Here is a 17,474-nt window from a genome sequence, read left to right on the forward strand (position 1 = left end):
CGCTGCGCTTCGATCACAACAATTTCTAAGAGCTAAAGCTCTAAGAATTGAAGGCTTCGGAAATAAGCCGAAATTGTTGTAAAACACAGTGAATGAAATGAGCTGATGTTGCACAATACCTACTCGGTTACCAAAAATTTGAAGAGCACCGAGTAGGAATCATTCAACATCGAAAGGAATCCTTTCGTGTTTCTTGTCATTTTCGGAAATTCCTTCTTATTGCGATAAATCACGAAGAACTTAGTGATTCGATGATGCATCGTACCTACTTGGTTCTCGGAGCTAACCGCTTTTGTCCAAACCTCTTTTTTTGTTTTCTCTAAAATCGGTACAAAAAAGAGGAACCCATTCGATTTCCAAAGATAAAGGACTGTTTGTTCCACCCTTTTATTTTTTCCAAACATTATCGTTTCCAAACATTACTTAGCTAAGTTTAGAGGATAAAGTTGCTTCTGTCTTCTGAAAATTTGTTATAAACCAACCTACTCTTTTTCCTTTTATAAGAAAACACACATTGCTTTCTTATGACTTTTTTCCAAGTCTCTCTCTAAGTATGTGCGCAAGTTTCTATTTTTAAGTCATCAGAATCATCACAATAGTCATCAAAAACAAACTAATCAAAATACTTAAAGATGAAGTAAATCCTACAACCTCTTCAGACATTCCCGCTTTAACACTATTTATAACAGAAAACGTCGGCATCGGTGCCACACAAAGTAAGACTAGCACCGTTTTGACTAAGGGCTCTAAAGGAATCAAAAAAGCAAAAATAAGAGCTGCTGCTCCACCACAAACATAACGCCAAAATAACGTTTTACCAACTAAATGAAGCGCTTTACGCGGCAACCGAACTTCAAAATATAAGCCAATCATAAACATCGATAAAAAACCATTGGCTTTTGCGATAATGTGTAAAATTGTTACCAAAGATTCTGGTAAGTCAACCTGTATTACTCGAAGAGCCAACATAATTACATACACAGTAAAAGGAACCGATTTAAACAATGTCGTAATAATTTTTTTAATGGTCGTTTCGTCTTCTTGGTCAACCAATTTATCGATTAATAACGTACTTCCGCCCGTTAACATCACGCTGTTCCCAATATCAAACATCAATAAAAAAGGAATCGCTATTGGAAAAAAACCTTGTACAAATGGCAAGCTAAAATTCCCAATATTATATCCTGACATCGCATACATTTGAAATTTACGTTCAACTAAGGTATGCTTTTTGCTGGTTAAGTAGCCCATTAAGATATTCACTGTATTCAAAAGCAACCCCATTGCCATTAAAAATAATAACGTTGTCGAAACATTAACTGTTGCTAAGGTAACAATCACTGTAGCTGGCAAGGTAATATTCACAATAATGACCGCCAGAACCCCGCCATCAGCTTTCCCTAACAAGCCCATCCTTTTCATTAAATAGCCTAAAAAAATAATAAAACAAAAACCAGATGCCTGCACCAAAATCTCTTTCATCGTCAAAATCCCCCAATTTTCCAATTAACAAAAACCTATTTAGCTTAAGTATAACAAATCGCTGGATTTCTATGTGAACAAAAATTAAAACAGAAGTGCCAATTTTTAAATCTTAGCACTCCCGTTTCAACTTTCATTATTATAACTTATTGATTTAGAACCATTTTAACTAACTTAAATATTTTTTACTGGTGAATAAGGTAAATTCAAATCGCTAGCTACCGCTTGATTAGCCAATTGACCAGATACAGTATTTACCCCTTCTAATAAAGCCGTATTTTCATGGATTGCTTTTTCAAATCCTTTATTAGCTAATTCTAGTACATAAGGTAATGTTGCATTTGATAAAGCAAAAGTCGCTGTTTGTGCAACCGCTCCTGGCATATTAGCCACCGCATAATGGATGACGCCATGTTTTACATAAGTAGGATTCTCGTGCGTCGTTACGTGATCGATTGTTTCAAAAATGCCCCCTTGATCAATAGCAATATCGATAATCACAGAATGCTCAGGCATTAATTTCACCATCTCCTCCGTAACCACACTCGGTGCTTTATGACCAGGTATCAGCACTGCACCAATCACTAAATCCGCTTCTTTTAATTCCTCACGAATATTGAATTGATTAGAAATCAATGTTTTAATTGCTCCATTAAACTGATTGTCAATCTCTTGTAACTTTTTAATATTTACATCCAAAATCGTCACATCTGCGCCAATTCCTAAAGCGACTCTTGCCGCATTCATTCCTGAGATTCCAGCACCAATCACCGTTACTTTTCCTTTTCTGACCCCAGGGACGCCTCCTAATAAAATACCTTTTCCTTCAGGGATTTTTTCTAAAAATTGGGCACCTAACTGTGTCGCCAATCTACCAGCAATTTCACTCATCGGAGCCAACAATGGTAAAAAATTATCCTCTATTCGGACACTCTCATAGGCAATAGTTTTTACTTTACTCTTTAATAACGCTTCTACAAGCGGCTTATTTGCAGCTAAATGAAGATAAGTAAATAAAACTAAATCTTCTCTTAAAAATTGGTATTCTTCTGCTAAAGGTTCTTTGACTTTTAAAACTAATTCTTGTGCCCAAGCTTCTGCTGCAGTATCGACTAGCACTGCCCCTACAGCCGCATATTCTTCATCACGTATTGAAGAACCTAACCCTGCACCTTTTTCAACAAACACTTCATGACCATTAGCAATTAAGTCCAAAACCCCAGCAGCTGGTAATGCTACACGGTTTTCACCATTTTTAATTTCTTTGGGAATACCAACTTTCATTCAATCATCCTCTTCCTTTTTCTCTGTTTATTGTTAAATATATAAATAAATTATAATTTAATGAGAGAGTCACTGCAATATAAATTAGAAATATCTTCTCATGAAACACTTACCTACATAAATTTGTACAGATGAAACCACCAAAAATTAAACTTATTCAGACTATCTGTTTCATTAGCGTATAAATGACTTTCCATTTAAATATCATCGCTCTCTAAACTATTCTCTTTCTTTATAAATAAGATTTGTATTAAAAATTGATTGACAAGCTACTTACAAAACTGTTAAGAGATAACACTTGTTATTCAGGGAACAAAATTTATAAAGCCTATATAACGACCTTAGTTACTTCCCCAAAAAAGTTTTTAAGTGGGGAAGACAAAATTAAAGAACAACTTTGTACTATTTTCTAAAATTGAACAAACGGTGGTGCAAAAGGAGCTAACCGCTTTTGTCCCAACCTCTCATTTTTATAGAAAGGAGTTTAGATGGTAAATTCTTTGTTCAAGGCTTAAAATATGCGGATGAAAATGCCTATCTAATGGTGGAAACAGAGGCACAAGTGCCTATAGTTTAGCAGTAAAAATTGCCAATACAAAAAAAGGTTTCTTACCAAGTACTGGTGGAAATGGCATTTATGCTTACTTAGCAGTTGGAGCTATCGTATTAGCAGGTGCTGGTTTCTGATTTGTTAAAACTAGAAGAAATGGTGCCAATGTCTAAAAACAGTTCAAAAGTCTTTACATTTGAGCAATCAAATCAAAACTCGTATAATGCGTAATGTGTGCTGCATAAGTTCTGATAATCCAGCGAAAATATTCATTTAAATCTACTAATAAAGGAGAGCTTACTATGACTAAAAGACAAGTAAAAAAACAAAAAGCAAATGGCAAAAAATTAATTTCTCAGCTGCTTATCCTGTTTCTCTTTTTACTTGGTCTTTTAGTTATGTGCTATCCTTTTTATGTAGATGCAATCAATGGATTAATCGATCAAAACCGGATTAAACGTTTCCAAAAAGATATGGGTGAAAAAAACCAAGAGACGCTGGAAAAACAGCAAAAAAAGATGACCGAAAAAAACCAAGAATTAAGCAAAAATGGCTTAGTTTCTTCTGCAGACCCTTTCACCGACCTCTCTGAAGCTGAAATCAGTAAAGATCAACAAATGCGTAATCATCTAATTGGTGCAATCAGTATCCCTAAAATCAAGGTGACCATTCCCTTATTTGATACCACAAATGAAAATCTACTACAAAACGGAGCAACTGTTTTAGATGGCACCTCTTATCCAACAGGTGGTGAAAATACGCATACGGTGATTGCTGGACACAGAGGCTTGGCTGAACGAAAATTATTTACCGATTTAGATGAACTAAAAAAAGGCGATATTTTTGTTTTAACGGTCTTAAAAGAACACTTAGCGTATGAAGTCGACAAAATCCAAGTCGTCGAACCTTCCGACACATCGGTACTCAAGGTTCAACCAAATAAAGATTTGGCTACTTTGATTACTTGTACCCCCTATATGATCAACAGCCATCGTTTACTAATCACAGGGCATCGAGTGCCTTATACACAAGAAATTGCCAAAAAAATCACGAAAAGTAATAATGATCGTTTTATGCAACGAATTACCCTTTTAATCGGTTTAATTTTGCTTTTACTTCTACTTTTCTATTTATTTGTCAAAAGTATCTATACGGCTAAATTAAGAAAACAAAAAATTGACTTGGTTTTAAAATTTAAAGGTGCTACTGGTGAACCAATCAGTCGAAAAAAAGTTGCGCTATATACTAAAAATGGTAAGCGTCCACTTATTAGAAACGGTAAACCTTTAATCAGAAAAACAAATGACAAAGGACAAGTCATTTTCAAACAATTACCAGGTGGATTATATCAAGCGAAATTACTTACTTCACCAGAAACGAAAATGCTTGTTGGAACAAAAAAAATAAAACAAAAAAGAGCGCAAGCCTATCCGAATAAAAAGCAAACGGAACAAGTTAAAAATAAACAAAAAATCATAATTAAACATTTCAATCTCTTGATAAATGCATTCATTTGAACACTAATTACAATCCAACAAACGGCCCTTTTTCATTCCAGTATTCCTCTAAGAGCCATTAATTACTCCATTCTTCTATATAATCAAACGGAGATTGTTCCATACATTTAACCAAAATTTCTAAAATCTCTTCTGGTGTTTCCTTTGCCTCATTTTGGATCCAGCTTTTAAAAATAGCAATAATTCCCGAAAAAATAAACTCCATGTGGTACGTCCGATGATCCATTTGATATTCATCCACACTAGCACGTTTTTTTTGAATTGAATCAACATATAAATGTTCAATCTTTTGAATAAAATAGGGATCTCCATTTCTACCTAATAAAATAGATAGAAACTCTCTTTTTTCATAGAAAAAGAGCATAATTTGATAGCAAAGATAATGAAATTCTTTGTTCACTTGCTCAACTTCAATTCTTTTTTCTGATTGAAATTTCCCACTAAAATGTTTCTCCATCAATTCCTCTACTTCAGAATAAATCTCTTCTTCAACCTCTTGTAAGACAGCATATTTATCTGGGTAATAAAGATAAAAAGTTCCGCGATTGATTTTAGCCCGTTTAGCTAATCCAGCAATCGTTATTTTGTTTAAACCAACTTCTTTCATCCAAGCAAAGAAAACTTGTTGAATGTGTTCTTTTGTACGATCTGTTTTGTTAGACATTTGCTTCTCCTTTTCAACACTTTTATCATCATTGTCTATTTTTTAAACATTCTTGTCATTTACTGTCTAAAAAGTATACATTTACAATCAAATTGTTTATTGTCTCCTTTTCTAAACTATCTTAAACTATGAAAGTAAATAAATCAACACAGTGTTCAAAAAGGAGGAATTTGATGTATATCGAAGCAAAAAATTTAAAAAAGGACTATCTAGTTGGTGATAATCGAATCAAAGCCTTAAATGATGTTTCATTTTCTATTAACAAAGGTGAATTCACCGTGATTTTAGGTCCCAGCGGTTCTGGAAAAACAACGTTACTAAATATTCTAGGTGGAATGGATAGCGCCTCAGCAGGAGAATTATTAGTCAATCAACAAGCCGTTCACCAACTAAATAAGCGACAATTAACCCTCTATAGAAGAAATCAAATCGGATTCGTCTTTCAATTTTATAATTTGATTCCAACACTTACTGCTTACGAAAACGTGCGCTTATCTGAAAGAATCAGTAAACAATCTTTTAAAGCCTCAGATATTTTAGAAAAAGTCCATTTACAGCATCGCTTAAGCAATTTTCCGCAAGAATTATCAGGTGGAGAACAACAACGGGTTTCCATTGCTAGAGCTATTTGTAAAAATCCTAGTTTGATTCTATGTGATGAACCAACAGGCGCATTGGATAGTGAAACAGGAAAACAAGTATTGCACTTATTAAGAGAAATGACCGATATTCATGGACATACGATTCTCTTAGTTACCCATAATGCTGCCATCGCTAAAATTGCCGATCGTGTAATCCGTTTGAAAGACGGTAAAATCGTTGACAACACGACACAACCAACTCCTTTAACAATTGAGGAGGTACAGTGGTAATGCTAATCAAAAAAACCTTTCGAGATTTTATAAAAAATGGTTCTCAATTTATTGCAACTATTTTGATGAGTTTTATTTGTCTCTTTATCTTTACTGGAATTACTCAAATGAGTGAACAAATGACGAGCAGTTTTGAAGCATTTGAAAAGAAAAGTAATTTAGCAGATGTGATCCTAACGGGACAATCATTTAGTGAAAAAGAGCGAACAAAGCTGGAGAAGATGAACGATATCAAGGATAGTCAAAAAAGATTAATCGGAAGCGTTTCTGTTGATGATGATACGACACTTAAAGTACTTTCTTTTACTAAAAATAAAATCAGTAAGCCCGTGGTGATTAAAGGAGAGGCTTTAAGTACAAAAAAAGGCATTTGGCTAGATGACGATTTTATGCACGCAAATAAATTAAACTTAGGTCAATCGTTTACTTTCAATGATCAAACCTTTGAAATTTTGGGAAGTGTCAAGCAACCAGAATTTGTCTATTTTACAGCTTCACAGGATCAACCCGTTCCAAACTATAAAACGAATGGCTATGCCTATCTAAATGAAGAAGATTTTTTAACCGCAGTCCCGCTTTACACAGAACACTTGCTAGTCAAAACAAAGAAATTACAAAATGAGACTTGGTTTGAAAATGAACTGAATCGAACTCTAGGGAGCAATTTAAAAGAAATCACCTTTCAAGATTCGTTTCCAGGACTTAAGATTTTCAAAGAAAGAGCGCTTCAGATTAAACGATTAGCCTTTTTATTTTCTGGATTATTCTTACTACTAACTATTATCAGCATGGAAGCAACGATGAGTCGTTTTATTAAACAACAACAGCTGATTCTTGGCTCTTTTAAAGCGCAAGGTTTATCAAGTCGTCAAATTTTAACTCATTACTTATTTTTCGGCTTCAGTACCACTACTTTAGGTTCATTGCTTGGCTGTTATTTAGGTCCAGTATTCTTGACCCCAACATTGCTTAGGTTTATGAAAAAAATGTACTCACTGCCAACTTGGCTCACTGCTTCAGATTCATCTGGATTCGTACTAGCAGCCATTTTAATTCTACTCAGTGTCCTAGTGACTATGCGCCCTGTTTTTTCTTTACTAAAACAAGAACCTGCAGTCATTTTAGCTAACCAAACAACAATCAAAGTTCGAAGAACCTCCATAGAAAAACTGTTTTTCTGGTCTAAACTTCCGTTCTCACTTCAATGGACATTGCGTGATGTGCAGCGAAATATCCAAAGATGTCTACTGGGAATTTTTGGCGCAATTGGTTGTATGATTTTATTGCTAGCAGCTTTTGGTGTAAAAGATTCAATAGAATACTCCATCGATAACGTTTTTAGTAAAACCTATCATTACCAAGAAAAAGTCTCTTTTCAACAACCGTTAAACGAACAACAGAAACAGCAATTAACGGACGAGCTAAAAGGCACTCATCAATGGTTAGAACAAGAATCCGTTGATTTAATTTTAAAAGATCGCTCTTTCCAAACAAATCTATTGACCTTTTCAAAAGGAGATTCCTTTCAATTTGAAGACAATTCAGGAAATTCATTAAATGTAGAAAAATTAAAAAACAACGAAGTCATTATTGCTGAAGCCTTAGCGAAACGACTAGGAATAAGTCAAGGAGATACGATTTATTTACAGTTCGAACAAACTATCGTTCCTATTTTCATCAAGAAAATAGCTCTTATTTCCGCTCCGCAAGGTCTTTTTACTAACCAAACGGTATGGAAAAATGTAAATCAAACATTCACGCCGAATGCACTAATGCTTCAAGAGAATGAAAACATCAGTAAAATAAATGACGAACCCTTTGTTGCTTCAAGTGTTTCAAAAAAACAACAACGAGCAGATTCTAGCTCCTTGCTTGATTCAATTCTATTTATCGTTAGCTTATTGATTTTTGCGGCTTTAGTTTTAGGGATGACGATTATGTTAAATGCTCATTTATTGATTTTTTCAGAGCGCTATATTGAATTCGCAACATTAAAAGTCCTAGGATTTACTCAAAAAGACTTATTCAATCTATCATTTTTAGAAAATTTCTTTTTGACCTTAGTAGGCTGGTTAATTTCACTTCCTTTAGGCTGGAAATTCCTAACCTTTTACGTTGCAACCGTCTCAACCGAAAACCAACAATTCTTACCCCATCTTTCTTTAAAAAGTATTGCTACCGCAATAATTATTTTACTACTTTGTACACTCATTGTTCAATGGATCATTTTAAGAAGAATTCGTAAAATCAATTTTGCAACTGCCTTAAAGTCAGCTGATTGATTTTTGGTGAGTAAACAGGACTAGAAACTATAGATTACCATCCTTCAATTGCTAAAAAAGAAACGAGTGTTAGATAATATAGCTACTTGGTCATTCAAATTTGAAAAATTCCCAATAGTTTTTATCCATCATCCGTTTCTTTTATACGCTTTAACTCTCGTTTATCTGTTAGTTCAAAATACAGAAAGTGGTTGGTCTTAACTTTTTTTCAGTGTCAGCATATAACCTTTTGATCTAATCGTTTTCAATTCAAATTGGTCACTTTTGTCCACTTTACTTCTTAAATTATGTATAATATTCGATAAACGAAAACTACAATTATTATCTAAATCGCCCCAAATAAATTCCAAAAGTTCTTCATAAGAAACGGTTATGTCCGCGTGCTCATATAATATTTTAAATAGATTAAATTCTGTTCTTGTCAATAATTTCTCTTCTCCATTTACAAAAACAGCTTGATTTTTCTCATTTAAAATAGCACTTTGATTGCTTCTTTCAAAACAACTATCGTTCATTTTGTCCACACGAGCAAAAGTATTTCTAATTATGTAGGATGTCTTTTTCACATCTTCTGCAATAGGCAGGACATCATTCGCACCTAATTCCAATAAAATATTTTCTTCTTCTTTTCCAAGTTGATCATTGGAAACAACCCATACAAATATTGCAGGATTGTTCTTCGAATATAGAAGCCAGTCAATTACTTTAGTTAAATTATTACCTTTTGTTAAATTAATCACTAGTCCATCTAATTGGTCGAACTGTTTCTTTTCTTTTACATTAATTAATTGGTAGTCTTGCATTTGAAAAATATGGACTAATTCTTGTGTTGATAATTCATCATCTGTTAATATACCTAGAGTTGGCATTCGTTCCTCCTAGTATTCTCTTGTACTTGTTCAAGAGAAGTGATTTTTATTTCTTGAAATAGATTTCCAAAGTATATCTATTATTATAATTTTATATCATTTATTTTTATATGTCTATAAAAATAAATTGTTTTTTGTTATTTTTTAAAATTTATTTCAGCTAATTTGATGATAAAAGTATTAAAACTTAATAGGAAAAGAACGAGATTCCACAAAAAATGAACGGAATTATTATTTATTTTCTAGTATTTTTAAAATTAAAATAAATAATTATCTCAAATATTCAAAAAAGCATATTTTTTGGTCTACCTTAAGAAAAAAATTTGCTATTTATTTTCTACTATCAGTAATCGAATCCTCTACTATAGATTCTAGGTCATAAAACAATCGCTTTGAATTGAGCAATTGGACGACATTTTGATTATTGCGCTCTTAGCAATGATTAAAATGTTAGAAATTGCCGAAATTCTGATTGTTTTATAGTATTATTAAAATTTTTCTTCACGTGCTAAACATAGTTTTCAAATCAAAACAAACAGCGAAAAAAGCTGGATTATCAGCTATTTCCCTAAACTTACTCAAGAAATAAGATTTAATGAATAAATTTCAAGATAATCACTTGATATCAACCGACTTTTTTCCTCTAATTCATTTCTCAGCGTTAGCTAATTTTTGAACAAATGTTATTTTTTTATTGTATATTCGTCAATCTTTTGATACGCTGACGTTCTTACTGTCACATGAAGTTCATCATTCGTTACTTGTACTGCTGTAAATACCCTATTTCTAGGAGAATTTCCTCGACCTGTGATATCTTGGACATCTGGTCCCCAGCTAACATCTGTCCACTCTTTAGGTGACTTCATTGAATTCTACCGTCCACGTCGTGCTTTTTGCACTTTACTATAAATACTAAACTATGAAAGGGATGGTTTTTATGAAAAAAATGATTACTGCTTCACTTTCACTTGCTACACTATCTTCTTTTATTGTTATGAAAAAGCAGTATGCACATGTTCATCACTAAAATCTCCATAGACTATAAAAGTTTTCTAACTTCACTAACTAAGCTGTATCTGAAAAACTTACCTGCCTCAATTATTTTCTGACGTGGTTTAGTTACTATACTTAAAAAAAAATAATCGTGCTACACGCTCTTTTCATGATAAACATGAGAATTGCTTGTAGCACGATTATTTTTTTACTTACCTCAATAATGACAACTCATAAAAATCTAAAGAACAACTTTTAGAAATCTTTTTTATTACAATAAATCACAAAAAAAAGAGTTATTCGATGATGAAGTGTATCAATTTGCCCCTCGGAGCTAACTAATTTTGATGGTTCATTAATATTTTTCTACAAAATTTAAATGATTTTTCTTTCTGAATTGTTTATTACTGCTAAATAGATGAAAGAAGGATTTTTTATGAATAATCATTCCCGATATGGCTTTTTAGATTTAGTTCAGTTCGTTTGCTCGCTTCTAGTTGTTTTAATTCATGTCGGGCAAATAACCAATCAACCTCTTCTTCATTTTTTTATTAAAAGTATTCTTTGTCGAATTGCTGTTCCTTTCTTCTTTGTGATTAGTTCCTTTTGCTTTAGAAAAAAAATGATTCTGACCTCAACAGTTCCTCAGAAGTGGCTCCTTCATTTTATAAAAAGATATTGCTTATTGAGCTTACTCTATCTGCCGTTCGGTATAAATTTTATCCAACAACAAATCGCTTTAAGTTGGTGGCAAATCCCCTTTGTGTTAATGATAGGTATTTTTTATGCTGGTATTTTTTATCATCTTTGGTATTTTCCAGCGCTATTATTAGCCCTTTTTTTAGCAAACAAATTACTGCAGCGATTTAACTATAAACTTGCCTTAATACTAGCAACGATTCTTTATTTATTCGGTTTAGGTGAAACGTACTATGGTTATTTACAAAATACGCCTATAGGACCTTTTTACTACAGGTTTTTCACCCTTTTTATTACAACTAAAAATGGCTTGTTTTATGGATTGATTTTTGTTTTACTAGGTTTTTATCTCTATGATTCGCTTGAAAAAAATTCTTTTATTCATAGATTTAATAAACAAATCGCCTTTTGCTCATTCGCATTCTTTTTACTAGAAGGCTTTATTATCTATCAAAATCCAGGCAAAGATAAAAATTTTTTCCTAGCATTGATTCCATTGGCTGCTTCCTTATTTTCTGTAGTAATCAATTTAAATTGCTCTGTAAAAAACACTCAAAACTATCAAAAATTAGGGCAAACTATTTATTTTTATCATCTGATTCCAATAGAAATGTTTAATCTATTTTTTGCAAGCTCTATTACACTAACTAAAAGCCAACTGGGTTTCTTGCGCTTTTCACTTGGAATCGGAGTTCCTTTACTACTAGCATTTTTATTTCAACGACTAATCAAGCCATTTTTTGCCTCTCAAAAATTTGTTTGGGGAAAAATGAAAAAATTACCTTAATAAAAAATTCCACTTTTTTAAATGATTTTTAGGTTACAATTGTTTATCTAAGTATAGTTATTTTTTATTGAAATGAAGGTGATTGTAATTAAAGACTATTTTTTGATCAAAAAAATCAAACAAGGGGATACAGATGCTTGGGAACTTTTGATAAACCAGTATTATGACTCCATTTTTTCCTATTGTGTCAGATGTTGTTTTGGCAACCGAATTCTCGCAGCTGACTTAACCCAAGATATTTTCTTAAAATTAATTGAAAATATTCATAAATATAAATTTACTGGTAAATTCTACAATTATCTTTTTACTATTGCCGTGAATACTTGTAGAAATTATTTTACTAAAAAATCGCTCGATGAATGTCCTTTTGAAGACTACAATCGCCCACTTGAAACAAAAACAACAAGTGAAACTACCTTGCTTTTAAAAGAAGAAGATTCGCTCATTCAAAATGCTTTAAATCAATTAAATGAAAATCAACGTGAAGCGATCATTTTAAAATTTTATTATGATTTTAAAGTAAAAGAGATTGCTAAAATAACTGATGTCCGTGTCCCTACAGCTCAATCAAGAATCAACCAAGGATTAAAGAAGCTAGAAAAAGTACTTGATCGAAAGGAATTTGAAGATGACTAAAAAAATCACAGACAAGCTAAAAAGTTATACCATTGTACCTGATGAAGAAAATCGCATAAAGACTATCGTTATCGGTAAAAAAATCATCACTCAAAAGGCTCAAAATGAACGCCCTTATTTTAACTTACTAAGATCTACATTTCGCTTTATCTCGCCCAAAACCTGGATTATGCAATTTCTTTTATTGCTACTCACAATTGGGATACACTATTCTGAGATTTTAGCTCATTATTCACTTGCAACTATCATCAATAGTTATTTGCTGATTTTTATTTTTTCTACATTATTTTTCTTAGATGAATTATATCGTAGCTTCACAACAGGAATGTGGGAATTGGAACAAAGCTTCAAATTTGATTTACGACAACATACACTCATGAAGTTATTAATTTTCGGACTCTTTGATTTTCTATTGATTTTAATGATTGCGATTTTGTCTAAATTGACTATGGCACTGCCTATAGTTAATGTCCTACTTTACTTATTAGTTCCGTATAATCTAGTCTGTATTTTATTACTTTATACCATTACATTTTGGCGCAATAACATGAAACGAATCGTCCTTTGGTCGTTTGCTGGTATTTTGAGTAGTGCTAGTCTTATTCTCACTAATCTATTAAATATCTACAAAATTGAACTTGTCTATTGGTTTGTCGCCTTTCTCTTAACTAGTTGTCTATTACTGTATTTTCTATACAAAAATAATAAGGAGGAACTAAAAAAATGGAGCTAAGAATCGAGAATATAACAAAAAAATATGAAAACAAACCAATTTTAGATAATATTTCTTTTTCCTTAACACCTGGTGTCTATGGTCTTTTAGGGGCAAATGGATCAGGCAAAACAACTTTGTTCCGAATTATGTGCGGTTTAATGACCCCGACAAGCGGAGAGATTAAATTTAATCATCAAAATATCGTTGATCAAGCAGATGATTATCGAACAATTCTAGGCTTTTTGCCACAAGATTTTTGTTACTATCCAGATTTCTCTGGTCTTAAATTTATGTTGTATATCGCAGCATTAAAAGGATTAAATAAATCTTTAGCTAAAAAGCGGTGTCATGAATTATTAAGTCTGGTTGGTTTATCTGAAGTTCAAAATAAAAAAATTCGCACCTATTCTGGTGGTATGAAACAACGGTTGGGGATTGCGCAAGCAATGATCAACGACCCTGAAATCTTAATATTAGACGAACCAACAGTTGGTTTGGACCCTAAAGAACGAGTTCGTTTCCGAAACTTGATTTCTTCCTTTTCGACTAAAAAAATCGTGATTCTCTCTACTCATATTGTGTCAGATGTTGAATATATCGCAGACCAAATTTTGATTTTAAGAAATGGTGTTTTAGAAAATAGCGGCTCAACTGTTGAGCTTTTAAAAGAAATAGAACATAATGTTTGGGAACTGCAAATCGACAAGCAACATCTACCAGAAATATTGCAAAAACATATAATCACTAATCAAAAATTTATCGACGATAAAATTTTATTACGAATCATTTCTAAAGAAGCTCCTAGCAAAGATGCTCAACTTGTGGTGCCAACCTTAGAAGATTTATACCTTCATTATTTTAGAGAGGGGACAAACTGATGGGTAGCGTATTTCAATTTGAACTAAAAAAAATTATGACAAATAAAACAGTGATTGGTGGAATAATTGCCAGTTTGCTTATTTTATGCGGGATTCTTTGGACTGGATTTATCTATGGGCAAAGCTATTCCACACAAAAAATGAATGTTGAGCACGGTTATCAGAAAAACATCGATTCCACGATTCAGACAAAATATGCTGGCGATTTAACGGATGAAAAAATTCAACTGATACTTGCCGATTATTTAACGATTCGTCAAGAAGTTGATCAAACGTATTCTTTTTCTTTTTATCCCTTTTATTGGTATACAGGCCGTCTCTTTTTTACAGATAGTATTTATTCTTTAGGAGATCAGATGGAACTAGCAAACAAACAAGGAACAAAAGTAACAATTAAGGATATACGCTTAACGCCAATTGAGTCCATTCCTTTTGCAACATTCGAGCGGCCATTACAATTAGGCAATTATGTACCCTGGGTTGATTTGTTCAAAGTACTAAGTAATCTTTTTATTCTTTGTAATCTCTTAGTTATTCTAATTTGTTCTTTGGTTTTTTCAAGTGATACTAGCAAAAATCTTAATCAACTATTATTTACAACGAAACTTGGACGAAAAAAAATGAATTCAGCTAAAATACTAGCTGGAATCATTGGTTCGTTATCTTTACTGTTTATTTTTCAATTAATTACTTTTGTTGTTTTTGCAAGCCTATTTGATTTATCTGGCGGAATCTCAAGTATCCAAACTAATTTTGAAATGGAGCTATTTACCTTTCCACTTGAATGGAATCATTGGCAAACACTGGGATTCATGATCTTTTTACAAACAATCGGAATTCTTTTTACTGCAAGTATCACGTTAGTAATCTCAGCTTTTTCAAATTCTACGATGTCTGCTTTTGCTATTTCTTTAGGGATTTTTAGTTTACCTTTTCTCTTAAAAGAAGTATTCAAACAAGGACTTTTTTTCAAAATACTACAACTTTTTCCAATTAACTTTACCAATATTCAAAAAACTTTAGCGATTTTATCTACAGAAAATTATTTATTCACTACTTTTGTTGCTAATGCAATTGTATTACTACTTTTTTTACTAAGTTTTCAATTACTAATGTATTTCCTTGCTTATTTTCATATGAAAAAATGGCAATTTACTTAGGAAGTATCTGAGAATGACTGAGGAATTAGGATTTTTTTGAACTTCAACTGGAAATCTAGAAAAAACGCAACTTATGAAGAACAAAAGCGAGACTTTATAACGATGAATTCCAGCTAATCAAAAAAATATTCACCGCTATTGTTTTCAGATACTTTTTAGTAAGTACATAAAAAACGGAGTTCCCAAAATCTTATTGATTTCGGAAATTCCGTTTTTTAGTTAATTATTCAAGCAAAACTCTTTATTCTGCTACTTCTTCAAATTGCGAATTATAAAGTGCTGCGTAAAGTCCGCCTTTTTCAAGTAATTCTTCATGCGTTCCTTGTTCTTTAATATCTCCATGTTCCATATAAAGAATCTTATCTGCATTTTTGATTGTAGATAGACGATGTGCGATAACAAAGGACGTACGACCAGTCATCAAGTTTTCCATCGCTTCTTGAATCAATCCTTCTGTTCTTGTATCGACAGATGAAGTCGCTTCATCTAAAATCAAAATTGGTTTGTCCGCTAAAATTGCTCGTGCAATTGTCAAAAGTTGTTTTTGTCCTTGAGAAATATTAGAAGATTCTTCATTCAATTCCATTTCATAACCGCCAGGTAAAGTTTGAATAAAGTGATGAACATGAGCGGCTTTCGCTGCTGCATAAACTTCTTCATCTGTTGCATCTAAACGACCATAGCGTAGGTTTTCCATAATAGTGCCTTTAAATAGCCATGTATCTTGTAAAACCATCCCGATATTTTTGCGTAAATCAGCTCGATTGAAATCTTTGATATTGTACCCGTCAATTTTGATTGCACCGGAATTAACATCATAAAAACGCATCAATAATTTGACCATCGTTGTTTTACCAGCACCTGTAGGACCTACAATGGCAACCATTTGGCCTGGATCAACATGACTTGTGAAGTCGTTAATTACGATTTTATCTGGTGTATAACCAAAGTGGACATGTTCAAAATCAACCATTCCTTTCGCATGATCCAATTTAACCGGATTTGGAACAGTTTGATCCTCTTCTTCTTCACCAAGGAATTCGAAAACACGTTCTGCTGCTGCAGCCATTGATTGCAACATATTTGAAACTTGCGCTAATTGAGCAATTGGTTGTGTCAAGTTACGGACATATTGAATAAACGCCTGAATATCCCCGACTGTGATTGAACCATTGTACGCCATAATTCCGCCGAAAATCGCTACCGCAACATAACCTAAGTTCCCAACAAAGTTCATGATTGGTTGCATCAATCCAGAAAGGAATTGAGATTTCCAAGCAGATTTGAATAGCACATCGTTTTGCTCTTTAAATTCTTTTAATGAATTTTCTTCATCATTAAATAAACGAACGATGTTGTATCCACCAATGGTTTCTTCAACTTTACCATTTATTACACCCAAATATTCTTGTTGTGTTTTAAAGTATTTTTGTGAATTTTTAACGACAATCATAATCAAAATAAATGAGATAGGAACAATCAAAATCGCAATTCCTGTCATTTTTACTGAAATTGACAGCATCATCACGATTACTCCGATAATGGTAAAAACAGATGTAATCAGCTGCGTGATTGATTGGTTCAGTGATTGACCCAAAGTATCTACATCATTCGTGATTCGTGACAATACTTCACCTGTTGTCCGACTTTCAAAATAATTCATCGGCATACGATCGATTTTCTCTGAGATTTCTTTACGCATTCGATACGTTACTTTTTGCGAGATGGTTGACATGATCCAACCTTGAATCACTCCAAAAGCCGCCGCAACTAAATATAAACCTAGCATAAAGAGCAAAATTCCACCGATTTTACTAAAATCAATACCACCCGTTCCTTGGTATTTTTTTATCAAACCGTTAAATAGTTCTGTAATTGCTTTTGATAAAATTTTCGGTCCCCAAATATTAAAAACAGTTGAGAAGATAGCAAAGATAATTACAAAGAACATCGGAATTTTGTAAGCACCTATATATGAAGCTAACTGCTTGATTGTTCCTTTAAAATCCTTGGCTTTTTCTACTGGAGCAATTTGTCCAGGACCACCGCCACGAGGGCGATTTTGTTTGTGTTCTGCCATTATTTT

Annotated in this window: 16 protein-coding genes; 10 read left to right on the forward strand and 6 right to left on the reverse strand. The window is 32.8% G+C overall.

The genetic code is table 11. The features are described 5' to 3' along the window. Positions 1-573 precede the first annotated feature (573 nt). On the reverse strand, positions 574-1,482 hold the full coding sequence (locus tag ACYSNW_RS11010) for an AEC family transporter (protein WP_461744549.1): 909 nt from the start codon (positions 1,480-1,482) through the stop codon (positions 574-576). 174 nt (positions 1,483-1,656) lie between these two features. Continuing rightward, positions 1,657-2,766 (reverse strand): alanine dehydrogenase, encoded by a 1,110-nt coding sequence (ald, locus tag ACYSNW_RS11015; protein WP_461744550.1) that lies wholly within the window; start codon positions 2,764-2,766, stop codon positions 1,657-1,659. A gap of 451 nt (positions 2,767-3,217) precedes the next feature. Between ald and ACYSNW_RS11020 the strand changes: the two genes are divergently transcribed. The 3 genes from ACYSNW_RS11020 (at position 3,218) to ACYSNW_RS11030 (ending at position 4,833) form a co-directional block, all read left to right on the forward strand. Beyond that, entirely contained in the window at positions 3,218-3,343 is a 126-nt protein-coding gene (locus ACYSNW_RS11020; RefSeq protein WP_461744551.1) for a hypothetical protein, read from the forward strand. 8 nt (positions 3,344-3,351) lie between these two features. Further along, positions 3,352-3,453 (forward strand): LPXTG cell wall anchor domain-containing protein, encoded by a 102-nt coding sequence (locus ACYSNW_RS11025; RefSeq protein WP_461744633.1) that lies wholly within the window; start codon positions 3,352-3,354, stop codon positions 3,451-3,453. A 165-nt stretch (positions 3,454-3,618) separates the two neighbouring features. After that, positions 3,619-4,833, forward strand: a complete 1,215-nt coding sequence (locus ACYSNW_RS11030) for a class C sortase (RefSeq protein ID WP_461744552.1) — start codon at positions 3,619-3,621, stop codon at positions 4,831-4,833. Between the two features lie 58 nt (positions 4,834-4,891). Here ACYSNW_RS11030 and ACYSNW_RS11035 read toward each other — a convergent pair whose 3' ends face one another. Further along, on the reverse strand, positions 4,892-5,497 hold the full coding sequence (locus ACYSNW_RS11035) for a TetR/AcrR family transcriptional regulator (protein ID WP_461744553.1): 606 nt from the start codon (positions 5,495-5,497) through the stop codon (positions 4,892-4,894). 170 nt (positions 5,498-5,667) lie between these two features. On the opposite strand from ACYSNW_RS11035, the gene ACYSNW_RS11040 reads away from it, so the two are divergent. Both ACYSNW_RS11040 and ACYSNW_RS11045 read left to right on the forward strand, forming a co-directional pair. Then, entirely contained in the window at positions 5,668-6,369 is a 702-nt protein-coding gene (locus ACYSNW_RS11040) for an ABC transporter ATP-binding protein (RefSeq protein ID WP_461744554.1), read from the forward strand. Further along, positions 6,369-8,651, forward strand: a complete 2,283-nt coding sequence (locus ACYSNW_RS11045; RefSeq protein WP_461744555.1) for an ABC transporter permease — start codon at positions 6,369-6,371, stop codon at positions 8,649-8,651. The genes ACYSNW_RS11040 and ACYSNW_RS11045 overlap by 1 nt, the downstream gene beginning before the upstream one ends. 197 nt (positions 8,652-8,848) lie before the next feature. On the opposite strand, the gene ACYSNW_RS11050 is transcribed toward ACYSNW_RS11045, so the two are convergent. Both ACYSNW_RS11050 and ACYSNW_RS11055 read right to left on the reverse strand, forming a co-directional pair. Continuing rightward, on the reverse strand, positions 8,849-9,520 hold the full coding sequence (locus ACYSNW_RS11050) for a winged helix-turn-helix domain-containing protein (RefSeq protein WP_461744556.1): 672 nt from the start codon (positions 9,518-9,520) through the stop codon (positions 8,849-8,851). A 683-nt stretch (positions 9,521-10,203) separates the two neighbouring features. Continuing rightward, positions 10,204-10,386, reverse strand: a complete 183-nt coding sequence (locus ACYSNW_RS11055; protein ID WP_461744557.1) for a hypothetical protein — start codon at positions 10,384-10,386, stop codon at positions 10,204-10,206. Positions 10,387-10,949: 563 nt separating this feature from the next. Here ACYSNW_RS11055 and ACYSNW_RS11060 point away from each other — a divergent pair. The 5 genes from ACYSNW_RS11060 to ACYSNW_RS11080 all read left to right on the forward strand — a co-directional run bounded on the left by ACYSNW_RS11060 (position 10,950) and on the right by ACYSNW_RS11080 (position 15,388). Next, positions 10,950-11,999: an acyltransferase family protein gene (locus tag ACYSNW_RS11060; RefSeq protein ID WP_461744558.1), complete on the forward strand. Its 1,050-nt coding sequence runs from the start codon at positions 10,950-10,952 to the stop codon at positions 11,997-11,999. A gap of 78 nt (positions 12,000-12,077) precedes the next feature. Then, complete coding sequence (locus tag ACYSNW_RS11065) at positions 12,078-12,635, forward strand: RNA polymerase sigma factor (protein ID WP_461744559.1); 558 nt, start codon at positions 12,078-12,080, stop codon at positions 12,633-12,635. Beyond that, positions 12,628-13,368, forward strand: a complete 741-nt coding sequence (locus ACYSNW_RS11070; RefSeq protein ID WP_461744560.1) for a hypothetical protein — start codon at positions 12,628-12,630, stop codon at positions 13,366-13,368. Before ACYSNW_RS11065 ends, ACYSNW_RS11070 begins: the two co-directional genes overlap by 8 nt. After that, a complete protein-coding gene (locus tag ACYSNW_RS11075) occupies positions 13,359-14,228 on the forward strand; it encodes an ABC transporter ATP-binding protein (protein ID WP_461744561.1) in 870 nt (289 codons plus the stop codon). Before ACYSNW_RS11070 ends, ACYSNW_RS11075 begins: the two co-directional genes overlap by 10 nt. Then, positions 14,228-15,388 (forward strand): ABC transporter permease subunit, encoded by a 1,161-nt coding sequence (locus tag ACYSNW_RS11080; RefSeq protein ID WP_461744562.1) that lies wholly within the window; start codon positions 14,228-14,230, stop codon positions 15,386-15,388. The genes ACYSNW_RS11075 and ACYSNW_RS11080 overlap by 1 nt, the downstream gene beginning before the upstream one ends. 241 nt (positions 15,389-15,629) lie before the next feature. Here the strand turns inward: ACYSNW_RS11080 and ACYSNW_RS11085 are convergent, their stop codons facing one another. Further along, positions 15,630-17,468, reverse strand: a complete 1,839-nt coding sequence (locus ACYSNW_RS11085; protein ID WP_461744563.1) for an ABC transporter ATP-binding protein — start codon at positions 17,466-17,468, stop codon at positions 15,630-15,632. Positions 17,469-17,474 lie beyond the last annotated feature (6 nt).

The sequence above is a fragment of the Enterococcus sp. LJL99 genome (assembly GCF_054871725.1).

Excerpts from the sequence above, each read along its gene's own strand:
- ACYSNW_RS11085 (WP_461744563.1), bottom strand. The coding sequence starts at position 17,468 with ATGGCAGAACACAAACAAAATCGCCCTCGTGGCGGTGGTCCTGGACAA.
- ACYSNW_RS11055 (WP_461744557.1), bottom strand. The coding sequence starts at position 10,386 with ATGAAGTCACCTAAAGAGTGGACAGATGTTAGCTGGGGACCAGATGTC.
- ACYSNW_RS11070 (WP_461744560.1), top strand. The coding sequence starts at position 12,628 with ATGACTAAAAAAATCACAGACAAGCTAAAAAGTTATACCATTGTACCT.
- ACYSNW_RS11030 (WP_461744552.1), top strand. The coding sequence starts at position 3,619 with ATGACTAAAAGACAAGTAAAAAAACAAAAAGCAAATGGCAAAAAATTA.
- ACYSNW_RS11045 (WP_461744555.1), top strand. The coding sequence starts at position 6,369 with ATGCTAATCAAAAAAACCTTTCGAGATTTTATAAAAAATGGTTCTCAA.
- ACYSNW_RS11075 (WP_461744561.1), top strand. The coding sequence starts at position 13,359 with ATGGAGCTAAGAATCGAGAATATAACAAAAAAATATGAAAACAAACCA.
- ACYSNW_RS11010 (WP_461744549.1), bottom strand. The coding sequence starts at position 1,482 with ATGAAAGAGATTTTGGTGCAGGCATCTGGTTTTTGTTTTATTATTTTT.
- ACYSNW_RS11080 (WP_461744562.1), top strand. The coding sequence starts at position 14,228 with ATGGGTAGCGTATTTCAATTTGAACTAAAAAAAATTATGACAAATAAA.
- ACYSNW_RS11050 (WP_461744556.1), bottom strand. The coding sequence starts at position 9,520 with ATGCCAACTCTAGGTATATTAACAGATGATGAATTATCAACACAAGAA.
- ACYSNW_RS11060 (WP_461744558.1), top strand. The coding sequence starts at position 10,950 with ATGAATAATCATTCCCGATATGGCTTTTTAGATTTAGTTCAGTTCGTT.
- ald (WP_461744550.1), bottom strand. The coding sequence starts at position 2,766 with ATGAAAGTTGGTATTCCCAAAGAAATTAAAAATGGTGAAAACCGTGTA.
- ACYSNW_RS11035 (WP_461744553.1), bottom strand. The coding sequence starts at position 5,497 with ATGTCTAACAAAACAGATCGTACAAAAGAACACATTCAACAAGTTTTC.